The sequence below is a fragment of the Paeniglutamicibacter antarcticus genome, assembly GCF_039544305.1.
GTDB lineage: Bacteria > Actinomycetota > Actinomycetes > Actinomycetales > Micrococcaceae > Paeniglutamicibacter > Paeniglutamicibacter antarcticus_C.
The window spans coordinates 22,984-48,693 of record NZ_BAABLK010000022.1 but is presented as its reverse complement, the minus strand read 5'-3'; the positions used below and the strand labels follow the sequence as shown (position 1 = coordinate 48,693).

The following is a 25,710-nucleotide window of genomic DNA, read 5'->3' as shown; positions in this document are numbered from 1 at the left end:
CGTCCCTTGGCGCCGGCAGGCTCAGCCAAGCAGACCGCGCGGCAGCCCGCCCGGAGTCATGATCGGCCCCAGGCTGCCCAGCCCGGAAAGGATGGAAGATTCAAGTTCAGCGAGATCGGACCGGGCTGCCCAGATCTCCCTGCGGGCCGCTTCCAAACGGGTGTCCAGTTCAGCGATCTTTGAAGCCAACTCCTCGGCCCTGTCCCGGAACGCCCGGCCGGCCGGGGACTCCCATTGCAGGTTCAATACCTGCTCCAGTTGCCCGCGTGCCCTGTATACCGCTGCCTGTGTCGCTACCACCCGCACAAGCATTTCATCCGCGATTGCTTCAAGCATCGTTTGTCCACCGCGCCTTCCATCCCGTGTTACCGGCGCTTTCCTCGTGCCCGGCTTGGCTCAACGTTGACAGCACTTGGGCACCTACGCCGGGGCGGTGCCCCAATATGTGGATAACCGGAGCGTCGGGATACGACAGGACTGAGACGTGGGCGGCGTCACTGACTGGGTGCCGCCGTGATGAATCGTGAAAGAATGGGCACCATGGCTGATTCTGCGCGCATTTCACTTGCATCCGAACCCCTCGCCCTGGGCGCCCTGGACGGTCGTTACCGTTCCGCCGTGGCCCCGCTGGTCGACCACCTCTCCGAAGCGGCACTGAACCGCGACCGCGTCCACGTGGAAGTCGAATGGCTGATCCACCTGACCGACAACTCCGTGCTGCCGGGCACCTCCCCGCTCACCGAGGCCCAGCGTACCGCGCTGCGCAAGATCGTCACCGACTTCAACGCTGCCTCGGTCACCGAGCTGGCCGAGATCGAGGCCATCACCGTCCACGACGTGAAGGCAGTGGAATACTACATCGGCCGTCGACTCGAGGGCATCGGTATCACCGACCTGACCTCACTGGTCCACTTCGGTTGCACTTCCGAGGACATCAACAATCTCTCCTACGCCCTGGGCGTCAAGGACGCAGTCATGGATGTCTGGCTGCCAGCCGCCCGCGCGCTGGTTGAGCAGATCACCGCCATGGCAGAAGAGTCGCGTGACGTGCCGATGCTCTCGCGCACCCATGGCCAACCCGCCACCCCCACCACCCTGGGCAAGGAACTTGCCGTGTTGGCGTGGCGGCTTACCCGTCAGCTGGACCGCATCGAAAAGACGGAGTTCCTGGGCAAGATCAACGGCGCCACCGGCACCTATGCGGCCCACTACGCCTCGGTCCCCTCCGCCGATTGGCAGGAAGTCTCGCGCACCTTCGTCGAGCACTTGGGACTGAGCTGGAACCCGCTGACCACCCAGATCGAGTCCCACGACTGGCAGGCCGAGCTGTACGCCGATATGGCCCGCTTCAACCGGATCCTGCACAACCTGTGCACCGATGTGTGGAGCTACATCTCCATCGGCTACTTCGCGCAGGTCCCCGTACCCGGGGCCACCGGTTCCTCGACCATGCCGCACAAGGTCAACCCGATCCGCTTCGAGAATGCCGAAGCGAACCTGGAGATCTCCAACGGGCTGCTGGACACCCTGGGTGCCACCCTGGTGACCAGCCGTTGGCAGCGCGATCTCACCGACTCGTCCTCGCAGCGCAACATCGGAACGGCCTTCGGCCACTCGCTGCTGGCGATCTCCAACGTCGCCAAGGGCCTTGACCGCTTGGATGTTGCCGAGGATGTGCTGGCCCAGGACCTGGAGAACAACTGGGAAGTACTTGGCGAGGCCATCCAGATGGTGATGCGCGCCGAGGCCATCGCAGGTGTCGAAGGCATGGACAACCCCTATGAGCGCCTGAAGGACCTGACCCGCGGCCAGCGCGTCAATGGTGCGCGCATGCGTGATTTTGTATCCTCGCTGGGCCTCTCGGCGGAGGCGGAGGCACGTCTGTTGGCCCTGACCCCGGGTTCCTACAACGGCATCGCTTCGAAGCTGGTCGACCACCTCAAGAAGTAGCTTCGCGGCCTCAATGCTCCAAGACAGAAGAAAGACGGATCGTTCCGGGCACATCGGCCGGGACGATCCGTCTTTTCGTTGGTGCTCCCGGGACTCAATCCTGTGCCGGGTCCTGGATGATCCAGAATTCGGCGCCCGTGGGATCCCTGAGCACCGCTTGGCGGCCAAACGGGGTGTCTTCGGCGGCCTGTACCACCTGGCCTCCGGTGGCCACGGCCTTTTGAACCGCGTCGTCGGTGTCCGCGACCCCGAAGTAGACGAGCCAGTGCGGCGGTGTGGATTCAGTCAGCAGCGCGCCGGCATCCATGATCCCGGCCTTGGCACCTTCCCCCTCGCCCAAGGTCGTGTAGCGGAAGTCATCGCTGTTGGACATCACGGAAGTTTCCCAGCCAAAGACTTCTCGGTAGAACTGAACCGATGAGTCGTAGTCGCGGGTATGGAGCTCATGCCACGTGGGTGCCCCGGGCTCCGAAGCAAGGCCGAATCCCGTGTGGCCACCGAATTCGAAGAGACCGATTTCAGCGCCACCGGCATCTGCGAGCACCGCCATCTTGCCCTGTTCCGGGACATCCATGGGCCCGAAGCGCAGCTGCCCTCCATGCGCCACCGCAGCCTCGGCTACGGCATCGATGTCATTCACGCGCAAGTACGTCGACCAGAGATCGGTGGCACCGTTGCTGCCGTCGTTGAGCATGATCCCGGCAACGGATGCCCCGTCCTTGAGGGCCATCGTGTAGCCGCCGTACTTCTGCTGGTCCTTGATCTCGTAGCTCCAGCCGAAGACCTTCGCATAGAATTCCATGGCTCGTTGCGGGTCGGTCGAGGCCAGCTCGATCCAGCACGGCGATCCGGCCTCGATGGTTGGCTTGGGCATGACAGATACCTTCCGTACGGTGTGCATGGAGTCTGCGTACAAGCGAGTGTAGGTGCGCCAACGCAGCGCGGCAATGGTACGCGTTGACTCGTAAAAAACCTCCGCGTAGATCGATACGTTGCCTCACGAAGAAACCTCCGCATTGGCCGATACGTTGCCTCAGAAGAAAACCTCCGCTTCGGTTGCTCTTGATATTCGGGTTTCTGAGGTATCTCGTCATTGACATGGGACTGAACATGACGGCTCGCAAGGCAGTAACCAAACAGCTGGCGACGCGCTATCGCGCTGCCAATCGCAAGGCCAAGGGGAACATACTCGACGAGCTGGTGGCCCTGACTGGGTGGCACCGGGACTACGCCCGTACGGCCCTACGCCAAACCCTGCTGCCGGCACGGCCCCGCAAGGTTCCAGCCGGAAGGAAGCCGACCTACCCGGCGGACCTGCAACCGGGACTCATTCTCTGCTGGGCGGTGCTGCGGTCGATCGTCGAAGCTGCTCTCCGCCTCCATGGACTACCTCGTGCCGATGTTGCGCACCGAGAAAGCCCTGGACGTCACCGAGGTGCAGGCCGAGCTGCTGATGCGCATGAGCGCCTCGACGATCGACCGCAGGCTGGCGAGCGAACGGGCGAAGATGCGATTGCGCAGACGCTCACACACCAAGCCAGGATCCCTACTCAAATCCCAAATCCCGATACGCACCTGTGCCGAATGGGACGATGCGATGCCCGGCTTCGTCGAGATTGACCTCGTGGGACACGAGGGTGGGAACAGCAGCGGGGAGTTCTGCTTCACCCTCACAGTGACCGACATTTCCACCGGGTGGACGGTGAACCGGGCCGAGAAGAACAAGGCCCAGAAATGGGTGTTCGAGGCCCTGCAACACGTCACCAGTGTCTTCCCGTTTCCCATCATCGGGATCGACTCGGACAATGGCAGTGAATTTATCAATCACGAATTGAAAAACTACTGCGACGAGCAGCACATCACCAACACCGGCTCACGCTCCGGGAACAAGAACGATGGTGCCCACGTGGAGCAAAAGAACTGGTCACGGGTCCGTGAACTGGTCGGATACCTGCGCTATGACACGCCGGCCGAATTGGAACTACTCAATGAGATATGGGAGTTGGACCGCGTCTTCACCAACTATCTCCTGCCCCAACAGAAGCTGGTGAGGAAGACCCGCAACGGGGCCAAGGTCACCAAGGTTCATGACAAGCCGGCCACTCCGCACCAACGAGCGATCATCCACCCGGCGGTGCGTAAGATGCCGATCATCCGCATGAATGCGGTCTTCAAGAAAATCAGGGTCATGGCGCTCTCACGCCAGATCCTCGCCCTGACGGGACGCCTGGAAACCCTATCCAAGGCCAAGGGCGGCATCACCACCAACCACCTCAAGGAGGTCCAGTCATGAAGCGATCATTTCCCGGAGGTTTTCCTCTGAGGCAACGTATCGATCTATGCGGAGGTTTCTTGGTGAGGCAACGTATCGACCTTCCCGGAGGTATTGACATGACGCAACAGGTGGTAGCCACAGAGGTTCTTCGTCGGTTCAGGGCACGCCAGGAATCTTGGCACCAGTAGCACGCGGAGCTGTTTGCCTTATCCTCCGTGTCACCGGGAAGACACCTGAAGTTGAAAGTTAGGCAAGACGAACATAATATCTACGTAACATCTTTTTTCGTGGCACCAGTCTGCCGCTCGCATGCAAGGAATCCCATGAGCTCCCACTCCGCACCTCGGCAACGCCGCCGACTTCTCGGCGCACTTGGCGCCTTGGCGCTGAGCGCCAGCCTCGTCTCCTGCGCGGCCGTAGCTTCGAGCCCACCGGCCGCCGCAGATGACCGCCCCGTGGTACTGACCACGTTCACCGTCCTGGCCGACATCGCCAGCAACGTCGGCGGCGACAAGATCCGCGTCGAATCGATCACCAAGGTCGGCGCCGAGATCCACGGCTACGAGCCGACGCCGCGCGACATCGCCAAGGCAAGCGACGCCGATTTGATCCTGGACAACGGACTGAACCTCGAAGCCTGGTTCTCGAAGTTCGTGGACGAGCTCGACGTCCCTCACGCGGTGCTCACCGAGGGCGTCGCGCCCATGGATATCACCGCCGAGGAAGACGCAGGCAAACCCAACCCCCACGCGTGGATGAGCCCGGTGAACGTGCAGCAGTACGTGGAGAACATTTCCTCTGCCTTCGCCACGCTGGACCCGCAGAACGCCAAGTACTACGCCGCCAATGCGGCCGGCTACAAGAAGGAGCTCCAGGCAGTCCAGGATTCGCTGGTCACCGGGCTCTCCGCACTGCCCAAGGCCCACCGCGCCCTGGTCACCTGCGAAGGGGCTTTCTCCTACATGGCCCGCGACGCCGGCCTGACCGAGAAATACATCTGGCCGGTCAATGCCGAGTCGCAGGCCACCCCGCGCCAAATTACATCGGTTATCGAATTCGTGAAGGAAAACGAGGTCCCGGCGGTCTTCTGTGAATCCACGGTTTCCGATGCGCCGATGCAGCAGGTTGTCGAGGCCACCGAGGCTGAATTCGGCGGAATGCTTTACGTCGATTCGCTCTCCGCGGCCGATGGGCCCGTCCCGACATACCTGGAACTGATCCGCCACGACTCGGACCTGATCCTCGATGCACTTTCCGGGGCCAAATCGTGAGTTCCCTTGCACTGAAGGTCCACGATGTCTGCGTGAACTACGGGGAGGTCAAGGCGCTCGAAGGCGCCAGCCTGGAACTGCAGGCCGGACGGATCTGCGGGTTGGTCGGCATGAACGGATCGGGCAAGTCCACCCTTTTCAAGTCCATCATGGGACTGGTCAAGCCCGATCGCGGCACCGTCGCCATCCACGGGTACAGCCCCACCCAAGCCCGGAAGAAGGGGATCATCGGCTACGTCCCGCAAAGCGAAGACGTGGACTGGGATTTCCCGATCTCCGTACGGGACGTGGTCATGATGGGCCGCTACGGACACATGGGTCCGTTGCGCCGGCCCAAGGCCGCGGACCGACAGGCGGTCGATGATGCCATGGAACGCACCGAGCTCACCGAGTTCGCCTCCCGGCAGATCGGGCAGCTCTCCGGTGGCCAGAAGAAGCGTGCCTTCGTGGCGCGCGGCATCGCGCAAAACGCCACGATGCTGCTGCTCGATGAGCCCTTCGCCGGAGTGGACAAGCGCTCGGAGGCAACCATGACCAGGTTGCTGCGCGAGCTTGCAGCCTCAGGTGCCACGATCCTGGTCTCCACCCACGACCTGCATGCCCTGCCGAAACTCGCCGACGAGGCCGTGCTGCTGATGCGCAAGGTCTTGGCCCACGGCACCCCCGAATCGGTACTGACCCCCGCCAACCTTGCCCTGGCCTTCGGCCTGGATGTCCTTGATCGGGAGAGTGCATCATGAGCCTTTTCGAGATATTGCTTGAGCCGCTGAGCTATGACTTCATGGTCCGCGCCTTGGTCACCGCCGTCACCGCCGCCGCCCTGTGTGCCGTGCTTTCCTGCTGGTTGGTGCTCATCGGCTGGTCGTTGATGGGGGACGCCGTCTCCCACGCAGTACTGCCCGGCGTCGTGCTCGCTTACGTTTTCTCCGTCCCCTTCGCCGTGGGGGCACTGCTCTTTGGCTTCCTGGCGGTGGGGCTGATCGGTGCGGTGCGCGAAACCAGCAGGATCAAGGAAGACGCGGCAATCGGCATCGTCTTCACGACCCTCTTCGCCCTGGGACTTGTGCTGATCTCCGTCACGCCCTCGCACACCGACCTCACCCACATCATCTTCGGCAACCTGCTCGGAGTCTCCAGCGGGGATCTGGCCCAGATCATGATCTTGGCCGCACTGGCGATGGCCGTGCTGTTGATCAAGCGCAGGGATTTCACCCTCTACTCCTTCGACCCGACCCATGCACACGCCATTGGCTTGAACCCCCGCATGCTCGGAGCTGCCCTGCTGGCCCTGCTGGCCCTGACCTCGGTGGTCGCGCTGCAGGCAGTGGGCGTGATCCTGGTGGTCGCGATGCTGATCATTCCCGGGGCCACCGCCTACCTGCTCACCGACAGGCATTCGCGGATGTTGGTGATCGCTCCGGCGATCTCGGTGGCATGCGCGGTGCTAGGACTGTACACGAGCTACTACATGGACACGGCCTCGGGCGGCATGATCGTGTTGGCGCAGGGCACCGCTTTCGCGTTGGCCTACTTCTTCGCACCGCGCCAAGGGTTGATCGGGACCCGAATCCGGGCCGCACGACGACGCCGCATGGCATTGACCGCGTAACTGCGGAACATCGAATGCGTTTGACGCTCAGTCTTCGAAGGCGGCCACGAAGAGCGAGTTGCCCGCCCTGGTTCCCAGGCTCACCGGCGCGTCCGTGCCCTCGACCAAAACCGCCATGGCATCGGAGAAAGGTTCGGGCGTACCCAGGCGCAGCACGGCGCCCGGGATGATCCCGCGTTCGGAAAAGAACCCCAGTAATTCAGCGTCTTCGTCGGAGATCCGCTCCACCTTCACTCGCGCACCGGGCTTCATTTCCGTCAGCGGCTGGGCGCTGGGAACATCGACCACCCCGTGCGCATCGGGGATCGGGTCTCCGTGCGGGTCGCGGCCGGGATGCCCCAGGATCGAGTCGATCCGCTCGACAAAGAAATCCGAGACGGCATGCTCAAGATGTTCGGCCTCGTCATGGATCTTTTCCCAGTCATAGCCCAGCACCGTGACCAGGAATGTTTCCAGCAGCCGGTGCCGGCGCACCATCTGCACGGCATAGGTCCGTCCCTCTTCGGTGAGTTCCACCGCACCGTAGCGCTGGTGGTCCACCAGCCCCTGCCCAGCCATCTTGCGCACGGCATCGGAGACCGATGACATCCTCAGCCCGGTTTTCTGGGCGATCTCGGTGGCGGTCACCGGGGTGCTCGACCATTCCTCCAGACCCCAAATGACCTTCAAGTAGTTCTGTGTACTGACAGATAGCTCCGAAACCGACATGGGCACTAGTCTACCGAGGTATCGGGCGGCACCGAGGCACCGTACTGCCCCGCCACGGGCGTGGCCACCGGACCCCGGAACTTCATGGTGATGGCCGTTGGCAGTGTGTTTTCTTCACTGTTGCGGGTCCAAGGACACCCCTGGGCTAGATCCACCCTTGTTCGTGCGCAAGGTGTGCCGCCTCGATCCGGTTCGAGGCACCGGTCTTGCCGATGGCGTTGGACAGGTGGTTGCGCACGGTGCCGACACTGAGGAACAGGGTTTTGGCGATCCGGGCCACCGGAGCACCGGATTGGGCTTGGGAGAGCACCTGGCACTCGCGCTCGGTCAGCGGGTTCACCCCGCCTATCAGCGACTGGGCCGCCAAGGACGCATCGAGCACCTGGCCTCCGGCATGCACACGGCGAACCGCAGCCGCCAACTCGGAGGACGGGGTGTCCTTGACCAGGAACCCGCGTGCGCCGGCATCGAAGGCGGCACGCAGGTAGCCGGGCCGGTCGAAGGTCGTCACGATCAACACCTTGCACCCGGGCATCGCAGCACGCAACGAGGAAGCCGCGGCCAGTCCGTCGGTGACGGGCATCTGGATATCCAGCAACGCCACGTCCACCCGGTGCTCCCTGGCGAGCGCCACAACATTGGTTCCGTCCCCGGTTTGCGCGACGACCTCGATGTCCTCCTCAAGGTTCAGCAACGCTGCCAATGCCCCGCGCACCAGCGCCTGGTCATCGGCCAGCAGCACCCGGATCGGTTTGCCCCCGCCGGGGCTTGGCGGATTCAGTCCCATTGCACACTCACCTTGGTGCCACCATGCTCGGATGTTCCAATCCGGCAGTTGGCCTCGGCCAGCCTGGCCCGTTCGCGCAGGCCTCGCAAGCCGTGGCCCTCGGCGCTTCCTGCCAGCGAATCCCCGTCATCCTCGACGGTCAGCGAATCCCCTCTCACCGTGATCCAGCACGTCGTGGCGTGGGCGTGCCGCAACACGTTGGTGATCGATTCACGCAACACCCAGGACATGACGATCGAACGCACCGGGTGTACCTTCTGCGCGTCCCCGCTGAGCACGGTGTGAAGTTGCGCGTCATCGAGCGCCGCGCACACGGGCTCCAGTTCCTCGGCCAGCGTGGTGCGCCGCAGCCCGCCCACGGTGGCCCGGATCGATTCCAGTGCCTCGGCGGTCAGCTCCCTGATTTGGGACAGTTCAGCCCGGGCGGCTGCCACGTCGGTGTCCAGCAAGCGTTCGGCGAGCTCTGCCTTCAGGGACACCGCGGTCAGCGAATGGCCCAGCACATCGTGCACGTCCCGCGCCATGCGGTCCTGGGAGGAAAGAATCGCATGGTCCATGCGCAGGTCCCCGGAGCGGATGCTGTGCCGGATCAACGCCGTATTGACCGCGTTGACAACCACCAACACCGCCAACAGGCCGATCAAGAAAATAAAGTCGCCCACCATGTTCGTGATCACCGCAACGCCGAGGCTGGTGGCCAGCACCAGGGCATTGACGATCCACATGGTGCGCAGCGAAAGCAGATAGGCGGCGTAGCTGATGATGAAGGGACCGAAGCTGATGGCATCGGGACCCAGGACCGGAATGCTGGCCACCACGATGAGCAGCATCAGTCCAAAGGGGATCCTGGCCCCGGCATGGCCGCGGACGTTGACTCCCAGGGCGAAACTGAAGGAAAAAATCCCCACAGGTACACGGCAGCAAAGGCAGCCAGCAGGCAATAGCCCAGCACGCGCATCGGCACCGGCAGGCTGGACTCGGCGATGCTGAGGATCGGAAAGAGCAGGAAAACAATCCACACCGCCGCCAGCAGCCACCCGTAGCGTGCCCAGAAAGACTCGGCAGCGGCTGCGCCGGGTACCGGTGTCATTGCCGCACCCGGGACCGGCGCACGGCCCAGAGGGCCAGCGCCGCGAAGATCAGTGTCCATGCCACAACATTAGCCATCAAGACCATCAAGGAGTCGGTTCCCGCACCCGCACCAGCACCAATACCCTCCGTGAGCGGATAACGGGCCAGACCCGCATACCCGTACATCGGGGTGAAGCGCGCGATGCTCAGCATGGTGCCGCTCAGCGGCAGGAACACGTTGCCGAAGAAAGCAAAGAACACCATTCCCGCGGCGGCAACGCCGATGGCCGTCTCGGACTTGAAACTCATGCCGATCCCCATCCCGTACAGTGCGTAGATACCCGAGCCCACCACGGTGATCACGTAGCTCATCGTCCAGATGGCGGGGGTCTCGGCCTGTGCCCCGGTGAACGCTCCAAACATGTACACAATTCCGATGCTGGCTGCCGAAACAATCAACGCGACACTGACCTTTGCGGCCACGAAGTCCCGCGGTTTCATCGGGGTCAGGGCGATCTGCCTGCCCCAACCGAGCATCGACTCGGTGGCTGCGGTTCCGGCGATGGAGGTGGTGGCCACGGCCGCGCCGTAGGCGGCCATCGAGGCCATGACGTAGAACTTCACGTTGCCGTTGCCGGCCGATTCCCCGCCACCGCCGAACATGTTCCCGAAGAGCAGGTACATGGCCACCGGCATGAAGAGGATGAACATGATGTTCCCGATGTCACGGGACTGGCGCAGCAGTTCGATGCGCACATAGGTGGGGTTCATTGTTTTTCTCCGGTCAGGGCCAGGAAGGCGGCTTCCAGGGTGGGTGCGGTGATTTCCAGGTCTGTTGCGCCCAGCTCCGTCAACAGCATCCTGGCCGCCGCGTCGGAGTCTTCTCCGGTGACCGAGACCCGGTGTCCGTTCAGCGCGACCGCGGTGACCCGGGGAAGTGCGCGCAGGGCCGCTAGGGCTTCCTCGGGTGGCTCGTGTGCCGGAAGCGTGGCGCTGGCGGTGCGGCCCCCGGCCATTTCGCGCAATTGCGCGGTGGGGCCGTCGGCGAGCATCTTTCCCGCCCCGATGAGCACGGTGCGCTCGGCAAAGTCCTGCGCTTCTTCAAGGTAATGCGTGGCAAAGAGAACGGTGCGGCCCGCCAGCGCGTCCTGGCGCATGGTCTCCCAAAAGGCGCGCCGGGCCGAGACGTCCATTCCGGCGGTTGGCTCGTCGAGGATCAACAGCCGGGGATCGGGCAGCAGGGCCAAGGCGAACTTGAGCCGCTGTTGTTCCCCGCCGGAGCATTTGGAGACCTTGCGCTTGGTCAGGGACTGGATGTCGGTCCGTTGCATCACCTCGTCTATGCGGTCTTTCGCTCCGTGCAGCGCGGCGATTGCTCTCACCGTTTCATGCACCGTCAAATCGCGCAGCAACCCTCCGGTCTGCAGCACGGCGGAGATTTCCCCGACTTCGACCGCCGCGCGCGGGGACTTGCCAAAGACGGAAATGGTGCCGGAGCTGGGTTGGGTGAGGCCGAGCATCATGTCAATGGCCGTGGTCTTGCCCGCACCATTGGGGCCAAGGAAGGCCACGATTTCCCCGGAGCCCACCTCCAGGTCGATGCCGGCCACTGCCTGCAGCGGCCCCTCGGGCGTGTTGAAGGTCTTGGACACGTTGCGCAGCCGCAGTGCCTGTGCGCTTTCTTGGCCCGAAGCGCCCATGGATACGGGGTGTGGCAGCGTCTGGTGCTTATTTGCCTGGCTCATGCTCCCAGTCTCCTGCGTTTGCGGCGCCGGCAGAAGAGCAAAAGCTCATGGGCCGGGCATGACAAGTGTCATGCCCGGCCCATGCGCCTTGGGTCCGAATGGGTCCTAGTGGGCGGGCGTGGTGCCCTCGGCCGCCTGCGGATCCGTTTCTGCTTCAAGCACCCCTTCCGGGGCCCTTGGCGTTGCCGACTTCTTGCGCTGGCGCACGAACACCACCACGGCCAAGACGGCCGCGGCGCCGATCAGCGGCAGGCGGAACTGGCCCGGGACATCCTGGGAGAGCATGAAAACCCCCATGGCCAGGACGAACCAGCCGAATGCGGCACGCAACTTGTCTTCCGAGATGCGTCCGGCGATCTTCGATCCCACCAGGGATCCAACCACTGCCACACCGGTGACCATCAAGGTGGTGTTCCAATCGATCGCGACGGTGGTCATGTAACCGGCCAGCCCTGCGAAGGACTTCATGGCGATGACCACCAAGGAGGTCCCCACCGCCAAGGACATCGGCAATCCGCCCAGCAGTGCCAGCGCCGGCACCACGAGGAACCCGCCACCGGCACCGACCAGCCCGGTGACCAAACCGACGGCGGCGCCATCGAGCAGTACCCTGCCCAAGGGCAGGTCCTTGTACTGCTTGTTCGGGTCCACTGGCTTGCGTCCGCGCAACATGGCCAGCGAGGTCACCAACATCATGACGGCAAATGCGACAAGCAGGACCTGTCCGGGGATGTATCCGCCGAGCAATCCACCCCCAAAGGCGCCGACCATTCCGGCTGCGCCGAAGATCAGCCCGGTGCGCCAACGCACCCGTCCCGCCTTGGCATGGCCCAGGGCCCCAACCAATGAGGTCGTCCCGACCACGAAAAGCGAAGCGGCGATGGCTTCCTTGGCCTCGAACCCTGCGACGTAGACGAGGATCGGGACGGTGAGGATCGAGCCGCCGCCGCCGAGGATGCCCAGGGAGAGCCCGATCAGCAGCGACAGCGAGAGGACCAGGATCAGGGTCGCGATGCTCATGGCGTGGTGGTGGCGTTGGTTGCCCGCCTTGCTACCTTGGCGTTCGGAAGCTGTGCCAGGACCGACTCACGGGTTGGCTCGTTGCCCGTGCGGTTCCACGGCATGGCCGAAAGTGCCTTGCCCATGGCACAGGTGTTGGTCGCTGCGGAGAAGGTCAGGCCGGCGCCGATCGCCCCGGCAACGGTGCGCAGCTGCGGGGAGAGGAATTTTCCGCCCGCCAGTCCCGCCACCACCAGCGAGCCCGCAGCCATGCGCACCTGGCGCTCCAGGGACCAGCGTTTGGAACCGGTGACGGTGTCACCGCCGCTGCGCTCAAAGGCGGGCACTCCCCCGTCGAGCACCATCGCGTCGGCAAAACCGACGCCGGCGAGATTCACGCAGGCTTCCCCGGCCCGAACACCGGACTGGCAGACCAGGACCACCTTGGTGTTCAGGTTCTCGGCCAGCTCCTCGGTGTGCTCGGAAAGCAGCGGCAGCGGCACGTTGTAGGAGCCTCGGATGTGCAGGGATTCGAATTCGGCACCCGAGCGCACGTCGAGGATCAATACGTGTTCCCCGGCATCGATCATGGATTTGAGTTCTTCGGGGGCGATGGAGCCTGTTGTTTTATTCATGGGTGGGGCCTTTCGGGTACGGGTGAAAAGCACCGCGGGTCCCTGCCGTTTCTGTGGAACGGAAAGTGTGCGGGACCCGCGGATCGCTAGGTGGATGATGCGCGAGGTGCGCGGATTAGTTCTTCTGGCTGTTCAAGGCGTCCCAGGCGGCATAGCTGCCCTTGAGCTCGATGACCTTGTAGCCTGCACGGCGCAGTGCCGAGGCGGCCACGGAGTTTCGCACGCCACTCTGGCAGTAGCTGACGATTTTCCCCTCGCTGGGGAGCTGGTCGGTGTGCCACAGCACGCGACCGCCGCTGAGCTGAACAGAGCCGGGGATGTGCCCTTCGGCGTGCTCGGTCTTGTTACGCACATCGAGCACCAACGCCGCGTCATATCCCTCGAGGTCAGCCGGGTCGAGGGTTTCCGGGATGTAGCTGGGCAACCCGTCGAACGAGGTGACGTAGCCCTCGACGGCGTCAATGCCCACGCGGATCAGGGCATCCCACATGTCGCTGGCGGTTTCGCTGTCCGGTGCCAGCAGCACCAAGGGGCGTGCGTCCTTTTCCGGATCCACGGCCCAGGCACCGTAGCTGGCAGCCTTGGAACCCGCGGGGATGTTCAGCGCCCCGGCAACCGTTCCGGTGTGCACCTCCAGGTGGTGGCGGGTGTCCACGACGCCGACCTCATCGGCGGCCAAGGCCTTGGCCACGGCCTTTGGTGCCAGTTCGGCCAGGGGCCGGCGTCCCCCAAGGACCACCGGACCCCGACGATTCTGCCGCTTCATGCGGCCAAAGTAGGCGTGCGCGTCGGGCTGCCCGTCGAGCAGTGCCTCGACGAATCCGGCCTCATCGTCGGCCGCCAGGAACGGCGCCCACCAAGCGAAGTTCCGCTCGTATCCAACCGTCGTCGACGGGATTGAGCCCAGCGCCTTGCCGCAGGCGCTGCCCGAGCCGTGGGCGGGGTGGACCTGGACGTAGTCCGGCAGTACCAAGAACTTTTCCTTCAGCGAAACGAACAGGTCGTGTGCTCCGCCAAAGCGGGTGTCGACACCACCTGCGGCCTCGTCGAGCAGGTCTGGTCGCCCTAAGTCCCCCACGAAGACGAAGTCGCCGCTGAGCATGAAGCCCGGCTTGTCGCTGGCCGCACCGTCGGTGATCAGGAAGGAGAGGTGCTCGGGGGTGTGGCCGGGTGTGTGCACGGCCGCAACGGTGATGTTGCCTAGCTTGATGAAGTCGCCATCCATGAGGCGCTTGCCCTCGAAGCGATACTGCCAATCTTCGCCGCCCTCGCCCGAAAGGTAGATCTCGGCTCCGGTGTCGGCGGCCAGTTCGCGGGTTCCCGAAAGGTAGTCGGCGTGGATATGCGTCTCGGTGACGGCAACGATCTTCATGTCGTTTGCCTTGGCGATGTCCTTGTACACCGCGATGTCACGGCGTGCGTCAACCACGATGGCCTCACCCTTGGCCTGGCAGCCAATCAAGTAGCTGGCCTGGGCAAGGTCTTCGTCATAGATACGTTCGAGAAGCATTGTCTCTCCTTGGATAATGGATGTTTTCATACCCCCTGGGGTACCCGTTTGCTTCTCACCATAATACCCTAGGGGGTATATGTCAACGCCATCGAAGGCACTTCGCAACCCTCCGCGACGGACCCCCGGGCACAACAAAAACGGCGGCCGGCCCCACCGCATGGTGGGGCCGGCCGCCGCCGGGCGGGACCCGAGCCTAACGCCCGAAAAGGCGTGAGAGCCACCCGCCGCCGGATTCCTTCGGGGCGTTTGGGTCGCAGGTGCAGCGCTCCGAGCGCGGGACGTGGGCCATGACCTGCTTGACGTGCTGGCCACACCCGGCCCAGGTGGTCTTCTGGCACTTGCGGCACTTCACTGCTCGACACATCTGCGTACTCCTTGGTTTGCGTATCCGCCACCCTTCGGGGCGCGAAGCCTTTCCTGCACTCCAGTATTGCACATACCCCCCGGGGTATGGAAACTTCTATGTGAACAAATTAAATAAACCCCCGGGGGTATATGATGGAGAAATCAACGACCCGGGAGGGAACAACCATGCATTTGGAAGCAGAAGACATGACACCTGCCATCAACAGGCTCAAACGAGCCCAAGGCCAGCTCAATGCGGTGATCCGCATGCTTGAGGAAGGCAGCGATTGCCACGAGGTCGTCACCCAGCTCTCCGCCGCTTCCAAGGTCATGGACCGCGCCGGATTCTCCATCATCGCCACCGGACTGGAACAGTGCCTGCTCAGCGAAGACTCCACTGCGGACCGCGCCGAGATGGAAAAGCTGTTCCTCTCACTGGCCTGACCCGCCTGGCCTCAACGCAATGCGCGTGTATCACCTAGGCTAAGTCCGTGGTCAACTACACCTTGAAACAGCTGCAGTATTTCATCGCCGTCGCCAACGCCGGTACGATCTCCGGGGCGGCAACCACGTGCCATATCTCCCAAGCGGCCATGTCCCAGGCTATCGGGGAACTTGAACGCATCATCGGATCCCAGCTCCTGGTCCGGCACCGCGCCCGCGGAGTCGTCTTGACGGCCGTGGGCACGCACTTCCTGCGCGATGCCAAGGAGCTGGTGCGCCATGCCGAGGAAGTCCAAGGCAATATCGGCGAGCGCCAAAGCGGCTTGGTGGGTCCGTTGAACATCGGGTTGTATTCCGGGTTGTCCGCCCTGTGGATGCCGGTGATCTGCGAGCAGTTCGACAAGCCGAACCCGGGCCTCGAGGTGCGGATCACCGAAGGGGACGGCACCGCCCTGCAAGAACGACTGCTCGAGGGCTACCTCGACGCGGTGCTCACCCACACCCGGCACCTGCTGTCCCACGTGAAACATACCCCGGTGATGGCCGGGCGCCCCTACGTGCTGGTCCATGCCGGGCACAAGCTGGCCGGCACCGGTTCGGTCCGGCTTGCCCAAATGGCCGATGAGGACTTCGTCTCCCTGGATATTCCCTCGGTGCGCGATAACCAGCTGGTGAACCTGCGGCTCTCCGGGCTTGACCCGAAGATCACCTGGTCCAGCTCCAATTTCGAGACGGTGCGCGGCATGGTGGCCCGGGGGCTGGGCTACACCGTCCTGGTCCAGCGCGCCCCTGTGAACGTGAGTTATGACGGATTGCCGCTGGCAACCCTGGAAATCGATGGGCCGGTGGGCCAAAGCGACATCTGCGTTGCCTACACCGCCTCGGAACGGCCCAGCCTGCGGCTGCATGCCTTCATCGGGTTCTGTGAACGGATCGGCGCCGAACGTGACGAAGGGCCGGACCCGTTCTAGCGTTCACGGATCCGGCCCTTCGGCGGCGGGTGGGCCGCCGTACTTGCTACATGTTTTCGGCGGCCAGGTCCGCGTCCTTGCCTTCCTTGATGCCGCGCATCGCCAGGGCAGCCAACACGAAGACCGAGGCCCACACGGCACCGACGACCCAGAGCGAACCTCCGGCGAATAGCACCAGCGCCGCAACGATCATCGGGGTGAAGCCGGCACCGAGCGTCGAGGAGAGCTGGTAGACCAGCGACGCCCCGGTGTAGCGGATCCGGGTGGGGAACAATTCCGCGGTGAAAGCACCGAACGGCCCGAAGATGGTGCCCTGGATCAGTCCGTTGGCCAGGAACAACGCGATGGCGAACAGCCAGAGCTCACCGAGCTGCAGCATCAACATGATCGGCATGGCCAGCACGGCACCGGAAACGATGCCAAACATCATCACCGGGCGGCGGCCCAGCTTGTCCGAGTAGCGTGCGGCGAGCCAGACCCCCAGGATGGTCAAGGTGGCGCCCACCGCCTTGACGTTCAACACCGCCGTGCGGTCCATGCCCGCGTCCTCGACCACATAGGAGATGGCCCAAACGGTCATCAAACCCTGCACGGTGTAGGAGCTCATGCCCACCAGCGTGCCCATGATCACCGACTTGGGGTATTTGGTCAGCACCTGCATCAGCGGGATCTTCTTTTCCTCCGCCTCGTCCTCAAGGGCCAGGAAGAGCGGGGATTCGGTGACCTTCAAGCGGATGACCAGGCCGATGGCCACCAGCCCGAGGCTGGCGATGAACGGGATGCGCCAGCCCCAGGCCAGGAACGCCTCATTGGGTAGCGTGGAGACCGCGGAAACCGCGAGGGTCGCCAGCACGGCACCGGCCGGTCCTCCCATGTTGGCGAAGCTTGCGGCGAAGCCGCGGCGTTCCTTGGGCGCGTGTTCCAAGGCCATCAGCATGGCCCCTCCCCATTCCCCGCCCACGGCCAGGCCCTGGATGATGCGCAGTGCGATCAGCGCGATCGGCGCGATCATTCCCACCTGCGCGGTGGGCGGCAGCAGCCCAATGATCGTGGAGGCCACGCCCATCATGACCATCGAGGTGATGAGCACGCCCTTGCGACCCAGCTTGTCCCCGAAATGCCCAAAGATGATGCCGCCCAGCGGGCGTGCCAGGTAACCCACGGCGAGTGTGGCAAAGGAGGCAAAGAGTGCCACGGAGGGCGCCATGTCAACGAAGAAGACCTTGTTGAAAACCAGGGAGGCCGCGGTGGCGTAGAGGATGAAGTCATAAAACTCGATGGCGCTGCCGATGAAGCTGGAGGCCAGGATCCTGCGCATGTGCGGGGAGTTCAGCGACGGGACCGCTACCTCCGTCGCGGGGGCATGGGGAGCTTGGATCTGGCTCATGGGGCAACCGTCGTTTCGATATGGGTTCGGGCAAAGGAAATGACATCCAGGTCATCGGGGACCAGATAGGTCCCGGAGAACCCGGCGCCATGGGAGAGCCAAGTGGAAATCGGGGTGGTGCCGGGAACCAGGTGGTGCAGCGCCAACTTCGCCACCCCGGCACGTTCCGCCATCTCAATGGCCTGGGTGGCCGAAGTGTGGGAGCCGTGGTGATGGTCCATGGACGCCTGCGCATCGGCCGTGCCCACGTTCCCGAATTTTTCCTGCACCCAGTCGAAGTCGATGGCCTCGTGCAGCAACAGCTCGGTGCCCCGGGCAAGCTCCACGAGGTTTTCGCAGGGCGCAGTGTCACCGGAAATGGTCACTGAGCCTTCGGCGGTGTCAAAGCGGAAGGCAAAGGCCGGGGCGATCGGAGGGTGCTTGACCAACGTAGCCGTGACCGTCACCAACTCGTCGCGGTAGATCTCGAAGGACGCGAAGTCAGCCGGCGTCGGATTCTCGTTGGGGTGGTAGCCGGTCCCTGCCGGGATCTGGATATCGGAGGCAATGAAGTGCTCCAACGGAGAGGGGCGCAGCGCATCGATCACGCGGTCGTTCAGGTCGGTGGCGTAGGCCTGCATGAGGTGGTCGAACATGTCCACGGTCCCCGGTGTGGGGTTGTGCGCGAAGAGCGGGGTGGGCGGGGTCGTGGCCCTCGGTGATGCCGGCGGCAGCGCGCCACGGTTGCCCGGTCCGATGATGTGGACCGGCTTCTGGCCAGGGCCGATGGTGAATAGCCCGAAGATGGCCAGCGAGGCCAGGTCAATGGTGTGGTCAGAGTGCAGGTGCGTCAAGAAAATCCCGCGCAGGTCCGCGGTGCTGTATCCGGCCTTCATCAGCTGGTTGCCGACCCCGGTCCCGGCATCGACCAGATAGACGGCCTCCCCCACCACGACGGCCGTGGCAATGCCCGCGCGTTTTCCGGCATTTTCGCCGGTCCACCAGCGGGGTCCGCCGGCTGTGCCCAGCGTAACGACGTGTGGCCTGAGGGAAGTGCTTTGCACGTGAACTGCTCCTTATGCGAGGAAAACCGAATGATGCCTCACACAAGGATGGTGCCTTGGGGAACATACGTAAAACTGTTTTTACTGATATTTATAACCGGTTTTACTTATGGCTGGTCTTGAGCCGTGCCTCGTTCACCGCGCCGGAACACGCGAGCGCACCCAGGCGAGTCAGGCGCACGGCTTCCAATCCGTCGTAGCGGCTGAGGTATTCCAAACCGTCCGCACCCCACAGGTCACCGAAGTCATTCGTTCCATTCTCGGGGTCGGTGTAGCGGACGTCGACCAATCCCAAGGTGGCCGCGTACTCAAAGAGCAGAACCATCAGGTAGCGCCGGTCAACAATCCGTTCAAAATCGATGTCGCTGTACCCGAGCGAGCCGTATTCGGACTCCTCGAGGTACAGCTTGAACTTTGCCCTCTCGTTGCGCACCACGCTGAAGCTTGCTCCAATCGAGGGCAAGTCGTCGAAGGCAACCGCAACCGATATGAAGTCATTGATCGCGAGCAAATCCAGCACTCCGGCGGCTTGTGAGCGTCGGTTTTTCAACGCTGACAAGGTACTGGCTCTGCGCGGGCCCTTGATGGCCTCGATCCGGCTCAGCTCGTCAATCACGCCTGCGCGCACCCACCGATCCCACAGTGCCAAGAGCACTTCGTCCGGATCCTTTTTCAGCGCCGCACGGCCCTTCGCGGTGAGTTCCAGCTTGGTCCCGGATGCCAGACCTCCGGCCTGGAAAAGCAACGGCCAGGCAAACGCGTAAAGGTGTTCCCCGGCAAGGGCTTCCCCACCGGGCAAAGCCTCGGAGAGCAGCTGCTGGGTCGCCAGCGATGGTTTCTTCGTCGCGGCGCTGCAGAGCACCTGCCCGCGCTGCACCAGTTCGAACATCACGCCCAGTTGCTCTCGTGCGCGCTGAAGGGTCATGAGTTCGGTCGTGCCGCCGGCATCATCCATGCCGCCATGATCGCACAGACCGTTCCCCGCTACAGAGCCGACCCGCCCTGTGCCGATCGTGCGTGGCAGCGGCGTCTACGTGCCGGTTGACGCCCCGATGGCCCAGACGCGAGGTAGTTCCCGGCCGTGTACCGCGTGTTCCCCGACCAGCCGCGCCTTGAACACCCAGGGGTTGTGGTTCCCTGCGGTGCGGGCGTTGCGCCAGTGCCGGTCCAGGTTCTTGGTGGTGGAGGTCGCCGAGGCGGCAAGCGCGTCAAAGGCGCGCGAGAGCACATTGGTGACCAACGGGGTCAGTACCACCTGTCCCTGCGCCGAAGCCAGCTCCGCGGCATCGTTGGCTGCCTGATCCCGTGTCTGGTCGCTGGTCCCGGAGTGCAGGCCCAGTGCTGTTTGGTAGGCCGCTTCCAGGGCTTCTGCGGTTGCCTTGACGGTGGCCTTAGCCGCGAAGGCTACGGCGGAGACCTCACCAATGACCTGGAGCAGCTGCGGGTCCTCGTTGGCAAAGGCGGCCGCGCCATGGCTGAAGGTGCGCTTGCGGGCCTTGAGCTCCGCGGCAAAGTCGTTTGCTGCGCCCTGGGCGCTTCCGGCAAGCACCGCGAGCAGGACCCCTGGTAGAAAGCCGTCTGATAGTGGAAGCGGGTTTCGAAGTCGATGAGATTTACCTCGGCCACCACGGCGGAGTGGAACGTGGAGGTACCCGTGCCGGTGGTGCGCTGCCCGAATCCGTCCCAGTCATCTTGGATCACGACCTGGGGCTGGTGCGCGTTCACCACGGCGATGACCCGGCGCCCGGTGTCGGTGCGTTGGGCATAGGTGTCGATCCAGTCGGCGAAGATGCTGCCGGTGGAATAGTACTTGGTGCCGCTGATGACAAAGCCGCCGTCGGCAACGGGGCTGACCTTGGTGTTCACCTGCCCCACTTCCACGGTGCCGATTTCCGTCCAGGAGTTGCCCACCAGTTCCCCGGCGACGAAGCGCGCAAGCCATCTGTCGCGTTCGGTTCCCTCGGGCGCGACCAGCCGGTCCTCGACGAAGGCAAAGTGGGCACGCAACCCCTGGGCGAGGTTCGGGTCGGCCGCGGCCAAGTCGGTCAGCAGGGAAAAGAGCTCGGGAAGCGAGGCTCCCGCACCCCCGTGTGACTGCGGCACGCGCAGTGCACCGAAACCGGTTGCGGCGAGCTCACGGATGTGATCGTGCGGAAGCCTCCCCGTGGCATCGCGGTCCGCGGATGCGTCCGCGATCCGCCCAAAGAGCGGCGCGAAGCGGGCTTCAAGTTCTTCAAGGCGCGTTCTGTTCCGTGTTGTGGTACCCATGGTGCTTCCTCCGAATCGTGGTGGCCGGTTTAGGTGTAGAGCGAGAGTGGCTGCGTGGTTCCGTCCAGGAAGTACGCGCCGACCTCGATCTTCTTGTAGTCCACCGGATCGTGCAGCGAGTGCGTGCGCACATTGCGCCAGAACAGGTCAAGGCCCACGTCGTTCTTGGTGGAGCTGGAACCGGTCACCTCGTAAATCCTGTTGGCAACTTCCAACCCAATCTCCGTGGCCACGACCTTGAGCTCGGCGATGGCCACGGCAATGTCCCAGCGTTGTTCGGCACTGAGCTCGCCGGCCCTGCCCACCTCGGTGTCGAAGCGGCGATTGAGCTTCTCGGCTAGGGCACCAACAGCGGCCGTGCGTGCCTTCAGCTCACCGACGACGCGTTGGAAGACCGGGTCAAGGGCGTACCTCGGGGCCCCGGAAAGAAACCAGGAGTTCTTTCGTTCCAGCAGGATCTTGCGTCCGGCGGCCAGTGCACCCTCGGCAATGCCCAAGTAGAAGTTTCCGAAGGCCAGCTGCAGCCCCGGAGTCAGCAGCGTCGCGATGGGTTCGGAGGTGACCTCGCCCAGTACGTCCTCCGGGGTCACCAGGACATCGGTGTACTTCACCGATCCGGAAGCCGAGAGCCGCTGGCCCAGGTGGTCCCAGTCGCCGAGCAGCTCAAGTCCCTTGCGGCCGCGCTCCAGCACGAAGGCGAGTACCTGGCCGTCTTGTTCCCCGCCGCTCACCTCCGCGTTGATGACGATGACGTCGCCAACGCTTGAACCGGTGGAGAAGCGCTTGAGCCCGTTGAGCCGGTAGCCCGCACCCTGCGCGGTGAGCGACAGGTCTGGGTCCACCGGGTTCACCGAGTCCCCCCAGAGCCAGCCTTCGGCGGCGCTGCGGGTGAACCATTGCGCTTGGGCGGACGGGGCGCCGTAAAAGGCAATGCTCGACTGGTTGGTGTAGTGGTAGGCCAAGAGCTGGGCAATCGAGCCGTCTGCTTCGGCGATGATGCGTACCGTGGCAAACGCGGATTCCCAATGTGCGCCCGCGCCGCCGAACTCGGCGGGGACCAACAGGTTCAGCAACCCGGATTCGCGCAGCAGGTCGACCTCGGTGAACGGGTCCTGGTTTGCTGCATCGCGAGCCAAGGCGTCCACGGCCAAGGCGTCGGACACCGAGCGGGCGATTGCGCTCCAGTGCTCAAGTTCCGCTTCCGGCGCGTGGCCGCTCCACTGGGTGCGGGGCAGTGGCGGGGCGGCAAGCTCGGTGGGGCTCATCTGTGGGGCTCCTTCGTGGGTTCACATCGAATCAATGAATTGACTCTAGGAACCACGCCAGGGAGTTGCCCACCTGGCGCTTCACCCCGCGCATTGCGTCGTCATGAAGTCACATATGCAGCCAGGCAACGGGCGCCGGGGCGTCACCGGAGGTAATCCTGGCGCAATCGCGCTTCATGAAGGGACACCAAGGGTCACCAACTACCGCTGGACCGCGTTTTGCCATAGTGACGCGACGTGGCCTGTTGCTGATCGCGGTTCGTCGGTTCGGATGAATCCGGGAGCTAAAGCAGCGATTTGAGCAGCGCTTGGTCACCTTCATCCAGCAGTCCAACGAATCGAGTGAGACAGCGACGCCTGTCATTAGTGTCGGAGAGTGAACGGACCATTCGTGCCGCATCGTATCCACACCCGGTCAGGGCCGCGGAATAGAACCACACGGTGCCGACTTGCTCGCGGGCAACCAGCGACTTCTCGACAAGGTGCCCCAGGACCGTGGCCACCGTGGTGTAGGCAGGAGGCGTGCCTTCCTGGGCTGACAGCTCATCCACCACACTGCGTGTGGAGTGGGTGGCGCGGGTTTTCCACAGGACATCGAGCACACGCCGCTCCAACGGGCCTACTTGGGGTGCTGACGAGGCCTCGAACGGCAGGGCGTCGCCCCCTTCGGCAGGCCGCGGGGCCACGGTGGGTTCAGTGCCTGGGTTCCGGGAAGGAACGGCCTGGTTCGTGATTTTCACGCATTGGTCCTTTCGGGCTCTGCAGCTCGGGCGGCGACAAGCTTGCACTCCATCTGTCCGGAGAGCCTGAAAACCAACGCCAGCACGGTGATGGCCAAGGCAGCGGTTGCCAGCCATGGCTGCAAGGGCGCGAAGTAGGTAATGGCTCCGGAGTAACCGAATGCCACGAGAGCGATCTTGTTGCAGACCGGGCAGCCCACGGCAAACCAAGCCAAGAACCCTCCGGTCATCCCCCACTTGGATGCGTTGTCCTTGGGCTCCTTGACGTTGGCGGGCGCTTCGGGGGCCGCCGGACGGATGTAACTTGCGATCAGCATCCCGCTAAGAATGGAGGTGGCTATCCAGACCGGGTAGCTCCACATTGTCGGAGGTATATCCCGGCCAAAGTCGTTGTTGGGGATCAGTACCGTCACGAACCCCAGGAGCAGTCCCACGGCCAGGCCCGAGAGCGCAGCGGTCAGCCACTGTCGCATGCGCCAAAAACGCAAGGCAGTGATTGACAAGGGAAAACGTTGGAGGAAGCCGGTCAACGGGCTAGTCGGGCGTTTCATCATCACTCCTGATAGTTGGCATGGAACTTCCGCTCGATCCCCCTGTTCGGTTGACGAGCATATCAGCGTCTACTAAGAAGGATAGTAGGCTTACTAAGCATCATAGTAGAAAATTCGACGAAAGCAGCTAACCCATGGAAGAGCATTCCGAGAACAACGCCAAGGGTGCGCCAACCGGGCAAACCAAGGCGCGCAACAAGATCCCTTGGCTGTGGATTATCCCCATCCCCGTGGCCCTGGTCATCGGGTTGCTGATCGGTGCCCAGCTTCCGGACTCCGACCTGACCCCCGCTGCCGCTTCCCCGTCGCAAACAGCGCCGCCCGCGCAAGCACCGAATGAGACGGGTGCCGAGGAATCCTCCCCCGCTGCGGCAAATCCCGACGAATCGGCTCCCGAAGTCCCGGACATGGCCAGGCTAGATGCCGATGACCCCACAGCGGTAGGTGAGGTAGATGCACCGGTGGTCATGGTGACCTATTCGGATCTTCAGTGCCCGTTCTGCGCCAAGTGGACGGATGGGACCTTGCCCGAGCTCATGGATAAATACGTTGATACGGGGCAGCTGCGCATTGAATGGCGCGATCTTGATTTGTTCGGTGACACCTCAAAGACCGCAGCCCTTGCCGCCCAGGCTGCAGCCATGCAGGATGGATATGCCGCCTTCCAGTCGCGGATGGCCCAGGGCGGGAAGATCGCCAAGGAATCGGCGTACACCGATGACAGCCTCAAGGACATCGCCAAGGAACTGGGAATGGATCCAGAGAAGTTCATCACCGACATGGACAGCAGCCAAGCCAAGGACGCAGTTCAACGCAACATCGACGAGGCCATGTCATTGGCCGTGATGAGCACACCATCCTTCCTGATCAACCAGACGCCGTTTGTCGGTGCGCAGCCAACGGAGAACTTCATCAAAGCGATTGACGCGGAGCTCGAAAAGACCGAAGGCGAAGCAAAGTAGTGGAAGCCGGGCTGGTCTTCGCCTTTGCCGGTGGAATGCTGGGACTTTTCAGTCCCTGCAATGCCATGCTGCTGCCGGCGTTCTTTGCCCATGCGGCCACCTCCAGCCGTCGACTCCCGGCGCTGGGCACCGCATTCCTGGTGGGCATGTTGGCAACGCTCGTACCCCTGGGACTTGGCATCGGCTGGCTCGGCGGGGTGTTGACCGTTGACCGCCAGGGACTGATCCAGGTAGCCGCCTGGATCATTGTGGCTCTGGGCCTGGTGCAAATCCTCGGCGGGGGCTTCGATGCCTCGACCCTCCTGCCCAAGCGGATGCAACGCAACCGTCCGGCGAAGGCGTCCCTCGGTGGAGCAGTCCTGCTGGGAACGGCCGCAGGAGTCGCCGGCTTCTGCACCGGGCCGGTACTCGGTGCCATCTTGACTCTGGTGCTGGCAACCGGAAGCGCCTTGGGCGGCGGAGCACTGCTGATCAGTTATGCCTTTGGCATGTTGCTGCCGGTCATGGCCATCGCAGCGCTCATGCGCCGTGCCGGAGGATTCAAGGCCGGCTGGTTGCGCGGACGCACACTGCACCTCGGACGGTTCCGCTTCCATACCAACTCGCTGATTGCCGGAACCGTGACGATGGCAGTGGGCATCATCATGCTCACCACCGGCGGGTTGATCACCATGCCCGAGATGATCTCCGCCGACCTATCGGCGCGCATCACCGAAGGTGCAAGCCTCATCGACGCAGCGATGCCAAGCTGGGCCTGGACCGCCCTGCTGGGTGCATTGTTGCTGTTGTGGTGGATACTTGCCGTCCGCAAGCGCATGCGAGCCGAACCCGCGATGAACTCACCTGCCGCGGGGGAGCAAGCATCCTCAGTGAAGGTGCGCGTCCGCCGGTGAGTTCCCTATGCCTGCCAATCCGCATCTGCTGATCCCGACGAGGATTCGTCGTCGATGAAGTGGCTCCAGCCCCGCAGCCGGCCGAGGGCCACCAACATCCAAAAGCCATCGGGATTCCTCCCCCGTGACGGGCGGAATCCCGATGGCTTTTTGATGGAGTTCGCGAACGCGGGACCCTCCGCGGGTGTTGCGGCCAACGGTTCGGACGCGTCCCTTGCCGAAGCGTGCAGCAGTGAACATGCCTCGTACACGCAAAGCCAAGCCACCAGGGCCCGGCG

The 25,710-nt window shown here is 63.6% G+C and carries 27 protein-coding genes and 1 pseudogene; 9 read left to right on the top strand and 19 right to left on the bottom strand.

Annotated features, from left to right (window positions below; genetic code table 11):
* Positions 1-21: 21 nt before the first annotated feature.
* Positions 22-336, bottom strand: a complete 315-nt coding sequence (locus ABEA12_RS05240; protein ID WP_210099564.1) for a hypothetical protein — start codon at positions 334-336, stop codon at positions 22-24.
* A 204-nt stretch (positions 337-540) separates the two neighbouring features.
* Here ABEA12_RS05240 and purB point away from each other — a divergent pair, with 204 nt between their 5' ends.
* The gene (gene purB, locus ABEA12_RS05235) at positions 541-1,950 is read left to right on the top strand and encodes an adenylosuccinate lyase (RefSeq protein ID WP_210099563.1); all 1,410 of its coding nucleotides are present in this window, start codon (positions 541-543) and stop codon (positions 1,948-1,950) included.
* A gap of 94 nt (positions 1,951-2,044) precedes the next feature.
* On the opposite strand, the gene ABEA12_RS05230 is transcribed toward purB, so the two are convergent.
* Positions 2,045-2,824, bottom strand: a complete 780-nt coding sequence (locus tag ABEA12_RS05230) for a VOC family protein (RefSeq protein WP_210099562.1) — start codon at positions 2,822-2,824, stop codon at positions 2,045-2,047.
* Between the two features lie 507 nt (positions 2,825-3,331).
* Here ABEA12_RS05230 and ABEA12_RS05225 point away from each other — a divergent pair.
* From ABEA12_RS05225 to ABEA12_RS05210, 4 genes are all read left to right on the top strand, one after another.
* A complete protein-coding gene (locus ABEA12_RS05225) occupies positions 3,332-4,243 on the top strand; it encodes an integrase (protein ID WP_345466804.1) in 912 nt (303 codons plus the stop codon).
* A gap of 305 nt (positions 4,244-4,548) precedes the next feature.
* Entirely contained in the window at positions 4,549-5,496 is a 948-nt protein-coding gene (locus tag ABEA12_RS05220) for a metal ABC transporter solute-binding protein, Zn/Mn family (protein ID WP_210099561.1), read from the top strand.
* The gene (locus ABEA12_RS05215; protein WP_210099560.1) at positions 5,493-6,236 is read left to right on the top strand and encodes a metal ABC transporter ATP-binding protein; all 744 of its coding nucleotides are present in this window, start codon (positions 5,493-5,495) and stop codon (positions 6,234-6,236) included. Before ABEA12_RS05220 ends, ABEA12_RS05215 begins: the two co-directional genes overlap by 4 nt.
* Positions 6,233-7,105 carry a metal ABC transporter permease gene (locus ABEA12_RS05210; protein ID WP_210099559.1) on the top strand — a complete coding sequence of 291 codons (873 nt, stop codon included), beginning with the start codon at positions 6,233-6,235 and terminating at the stop codon, positions 7,103-7,105. Before ABEA12_RS05215 ends, ABEA12_RS05210 begins: the two co-directional genes overlap by 4 nt.
* A 27-nt stretch (positions 7,106-7,132) precedes the next feature.
* Here the strand turns inward: ABEA12_RS05210 and ABEA12_RS05205 are convergent, their stop codons facing one another.
* The 9 genes from ABEA12_RS05205 to ABEA12_RS05165 form a co-directional block, all read right to left on the bottom strand.
* On the bottom strand, positions 7,133-7,813 hold the full coding sequence (locus ABEA12_RS05205; protein WP_210099558.1) for a metal-dependent transcriptional regulator: 681 nt from the start codon (positions 7,811-7,813) through the stop codon (positions 7,133-7,135).
* Between the two features lie 145 nt (positions 7,814-7,958).
* Entirely contained in the window at positions 7,959-8,600 is a 642-nt protein-coding gene (locus ABEA12_RS05200) for a response regulator transcription factor (protein WP_210099557.1), read from the bottom strand.
* Complete coding sequence (locus tag ABEA12_RS05195) at positions 8,591-9,430, bottom strand: sensor histidine kinase (protein WP_210099556.1); 840 nt, start codon at positions 9,428-9,430, stop codon at positions 8,591-8,593. The genes ABEA12_RS05200 and ABEA12_RS05195 overlap by 10 nt, the downstream gene beginning before the upstream one ends.
* On the bottom strand, positions 9,430-9,690 hold the full coding sequence (locus ABEA12_RS05190) for a hypothetical protein (RefSeq protein ID WP_210099555.1): 261 nt from the start codon (positions 9,688-9,690) through the stop codon (positions 9,430-9,432). Before ABEA12_RS05190 ends, ABEA12_RS05195 begins: the two co-directional genes overlap by 1 nt.
* Positions 9,687-10,442 (bottom strand): ABC transporter permease, encoded by a 756-nt coding sequence (locus ABEA12_RS05185; protein WP_210099554.1) that lies wholly within the window; start codon positions 10,440-10,442, stop codon positions 9,687-9,689. The genes ABEA12_RS05190 and ABEA12_RS05185 overlap by 4 nt, the downstream gene beginning before the upstream one ends.
* Positions 10,439-11,416: an ABC transporter ATP-binding protein gene (locus ABEA12_RS05180; RefSeq protein WP_210099553.1), complete on the bottom strand. Its 978-nt coding sequence runs from the start codon at positions 11,414-11,416 to the stop codon at positions 10,439-10,441. The genes ABEA12_RS05185 and ABEA12_RS05180 overlap by 4 nt, the downstream gene beginning before the upstream one ends.
* 105 nt (positions 11,417-11,521) lie before the next feature.
* Complete coding sequence (locus tag ABEA12_RS05175) at positions 11,522-12,436, bottom strand: sulfite exporter TauE/SafE family protein (RefSeq protein WP_210099552.1); 915 nt, start codon at positions 12,434-12,436, stop codon at positions 11,522-11,524.
* Positions 12,433-13,050 carry a rhodanese-like domain-containing protein gene (locus ABEA12_RS05170; protein WP_210099551.1) on the bottom strand — a complete coding sequence of 206 codons (618 nt, stop codon included), beginning with the start codon at positions 13,048-13,050 and terminating at the stop codon, positions 12,433-12,435. Before ABEA12_RS05170 ends, ABEA12_RS05175 begins: the two co-directional genes overlap by 4 nt.
* Before the next feature lie 115 nt (positions 13,051-13,165).
* Positions 13,166-14,560, bottom strand: a complete 1,395-nt coding sequence (locus ABEA12_RS05165; RefSeq protein ID WP_210099550.1) for an MBL fold metallo-hydrolase — start codon at positions 14,558-14,560, stop codon at positions 13,166-13,168.
* A 534-nt stretch (positions 14,561-15,094) separates the two neighbouring features.
* Between ABEA12_RS05165 and ABEA12_RS05160 the strand changes: the two genes are divergently transcribed.
* Both ABEA12_RS05160 and ABEA12_RS05155 read left to right on the top strand, forming a co-directional pair.
* Positions 15,095-15,352: a metal-sensitive transcriptional regulator gene (locus ABEA12_RS05160; RefSeq protein WP_210099549.1), complete on the top strand. Its 258-nt coding sequence runs from the start codon at positions 15,095-15,097 to the stop codon at positions 15,350-15,352.
* Between the two features lie 47 nt (positions 15,353-15,399).
* Complete coding sequence (locus ABEA12_RS05155) at positions 15,400-16,323, top strand: LysR family transcriptional regulator (protein WP_210099548.1); 924 nt, start codon at positions 15,400-15,402, stop codon at positions 16,321-16,323.
* Positions 16,324-16,369: 46 nt separating this feature from the next.
* Here ABEA12_RS05155 and ABEA12_RS05150 read toward each other — a convergent pair whose 3' ends face one another.
* From ABEA12_RS05150 to ABEA12_RS05115, 8 genes and pseudogenes are all read right to left on the bottom strand, one after another.
* Positions 16,370-17,710, bottom strand: a complete 1,341-nt coding sequence (locus tag ABEA12_RS05150) for an MFS transporter (RefSeq protein WP_210099547.1) — start codon at positions 17,708-17,710, stop codon at positions 16,370-16,372.
* The gene (locus ABEA12_RS05145; RefSeq protein WP_210099546.1) at positions 17,707-18,753 is read right to left on the bottom strand and encodes an MBL fold metallo-hydrolase; all 1,047 of its coding nucleotides are present in this window, start codon (positions 18,751-18,753) and stop codon (positions 17,707-17,709) included. Before ABEA12_RS05145 ends, ABEA12_RS05150 begins: the two co-directional genes overlap by 4 nt.
* Positions 18,754-18,856: 103 nt before the next feature.
* Positions 18,857-19,708 carry a hypothetical protein gene (locus ABEA12_RS05140; RefSeq protein WP_210099545.1) on the bottom strand — a complete coding sequence of 284 codons (852 nt, stop codon included), beginning with the start codon at positions 19,706-19,708 and terminating at the stop codon, positions 18,857-18,859.
* Positions 19,709-19,783: 75 nt separating this feature from the next.
* Complete coding sequence (locus tag ABEA12_RS05135; protein WP_345466789.1) at positions 19,784-20,302, bottom strand: acyl-CoA dehydrogenase family protein; 519 nt, start codon at positions 20,300-20,302, stop codon at positions 19,784-19,786.
* Between the two features lie 425 nt (positions 20,303-20,727).
* Positions 20,728-21,021, bottom strand: a pseudogene (locus ABEA12_RS05130) (acyl-CoA dehydrogenase family protein); the annotation flags it as partial.
* A 29-nt stretch (positions 21,022-21,050) separates the two neighbouring features.
* Complete coding sequence (locus ABEA12_RS05125) at positions 21,051-22,286, bottom strand: acyl-CoA dehydrogenase family protein (RefSeq protein ID WP_210099544.1); 1,236 nt, start codon at positions 22,284-22,286, stop codon at positions 21,051-21,053.
* A gap of 284 nt (positions 22,287-22,570) precedes the next feature.
* Positions 22,571-23,026, bottom strand: coding sequence for a BlaI/MecI/CopY family transcriptional regulator (locus tag ABEA12_RS05120; RefSeq protein ID WP_210099543.1), 456 nt, complete (start codon positions 23,024-23,026; stop codon positions 22,571-22,573).
* On the bottom strand, positions 23,023-23,580 hold the full coding sequence (locus ABEA12_RS05115) for a hypothetical protein (RefSeq protein WP_345466784.1): 558 nt from the start codon (positions 23,578-23,580) through the stop codon (positions 23,023-23,025). The genes ABEA12_RS05120 and ABEA12_RS05115 overlap by 4 nt, the downstream gene beginning before the upstream one ends.
* A gap of 131 nt (positions 23,581-23,711) precedes the next feature.
* Between ABEA12_RS05115 and ABEA12_RS05110 the strand changes: the two genes are divergently transcribed.
* Both ABEA12_RS05110 and ABEA12_RS05105 read left to right on the top strand, forming a co-directional pair.
* On the top strand, positions 23,712-24,539 hold the full coding sequence (locus ABEA12_RS05110; protein ID WP_210099542.1) for a DsbA family protein: 828 nt from the start codon (positions 23,712-23,714) through the stop codon (positions 24,537-24,539).
* Positions 24,539-25,432, top strand: a complete 894-nt coding sequence (locus tag ABEA12_RS05105) for a cytochrome c biogenesis CcdA family protein (RefSeq protein ID WP_210099541.1) — start codon at positions 24,539-24,541, stop codon at positions 25,430-25,432. Before ABEA12_RS05110 ends, ABEA12_RS05105 begins: the two co-directional genes overlap by 1 nt.
* Positions 25,433-25,710: the final 278 nt, after the last annotated feature.

Coding starts and splice junctions, on each gene's coding strand:
- ABEA12_RS05240 (WP_210099564.1), bottom strand. CDS start 336: ATGCTTGAAGCAATCGCGGATGAAATGCTTGTGCGGGTGGTAGCGACA.
- purB (WP_210099563.1), top strand. CDS start 541: ATGGCTGATTCTGCGCGCATTTCACTTGCATCCGAACCCCTCGCCCTG.
- ABEA12_RS05230 (WP_210099562.1), bottom strand. CDS start 2,824: ATGCCCAAGCCAACCATCGAGGCCGGATCGCCGTGCTGGATCGAGCTG.
- ABEA12_RS05225 (WP_345466804.1), top strand. CDS start 3,332: ATGGACTACCTCGTGCCGATGTTGCGCACCGAGAAAGCCCTGGACGTC.
- ABEA12_RS05220 (WP_210099561.1), top strand. CDS start 4,549: ATGAGCTCCCACTCCGCACCTCGGCAACGCCGCCGACTTCTCGGCGCA.
- ABEA12_RS05210 (WP_210099559.1), top strand. CDS start 6,233: ATGAGCCTTTTCGAGATATTGCTTGAGCCGCTGAGCTATGACTTCATG.
- ABEA12_RS05205 (WP_210099558.1), bottom strand. CDS start 7,813: ATGTCGGTTTCGGAGCTATCTGTCAGTACACAGAACTACTTGAAGGTC.
- ABEA12_RS05200 (WP_210099557.1), bottom strand. CDS start 8,600: ATGGGACTGAATCCGCCAAGCCCCGGCGGGGGCAAACCGATCCGGGTG.
- ABEA12_RS05195 (WP_210099556.1), bottom strand. CDS start 9,430: ATGCTGCTCATCGTGGTGGCCAGCATTCCGGTCCTGGGTCCCGATGCC.
- ABEA12_RS05190 (WP_210099555.1), bottom strand. CDS start 9,690: ATGACACCGGTACCCGGCGCAGCCGCTGCCGAGTCTTTCTGGGCACGC.
- ABEA12_RS05185 (WP_210099554.1), bottom strand. CDS start 10,442: ATGAACCCCACCTATGTGCGCATCGAACTGCTGCGCCAGTCCCGTGAC.
- ABEA12_RS05180 (WP_210099553.1), bottom strand. CDS start 11,416: ATGAGCCAGGCAAATAAGCACCAGACGCTGCCACACCCCGTATCCATG.
- ABEA12_RS05175 (WP_210099552.1), bottom strand. CDS start 12,436: ATGAGCATCGCGACCCTGATCCTGGTCCTCTCGCTGTCGCTGCTGATC.
- ABEA12_RS05170 (WP_210099551.1), bottom strand. CDS start 13,050: ATGAATAAAACAACAGGCTCCATCGCCCCCGAAGAACTCAAATCCATG.
- ABEA12_RS05165 (WP_210099550.1), bottom strand. CDS start 14,560: ATGCTTCTCGAACGTATCTATGACGAAGACCTTGCCCAGGCCAGCTAC.
- ABEA12_RS05160 (WP_210099549.1), top strand. CDS start 15,095: ATGCATTTGGAAGCAGAAGACATGACACCTGCCATCAACAGGCTCAAA.
- ABEA12_RS05150 (WP_210099547.1), bottom strand. CDS start 17,710: ATGAGCCAGATCCAAGCTCCCCATGCCCCCGCGACGGAGGTAGCGGTC.
- ABEA12_RS05140 (WP_210099545.1), bottom strand. CDS start 19,708: ATGGATGATGCCGGCGGCACGACCGAACTCATGACCCTTCAGCGCGCA.
- ABEA12_RS05125 (WP_210099544.1), bottom strand. CDS start 22,286: ATGAGCCCCACCGAGCTTGCCGCCCCGCCACTGCCCCGCACCCAGTGG.
- ABEA12_RS05115 (WP_345466784.1), bottom strand. CDS start 23,580: ATGATGAAACGCCCGACTAGCCCGTTGACCGGCTTCCTCCAACGTTTT.
- ABEA12_RS05110 (WP_210099542.1), top strand. CDS start 23,712: ATGGAAGAGCATTCCGAGAACAACGCCAAGGGTGCGCCAACCGGGCAA.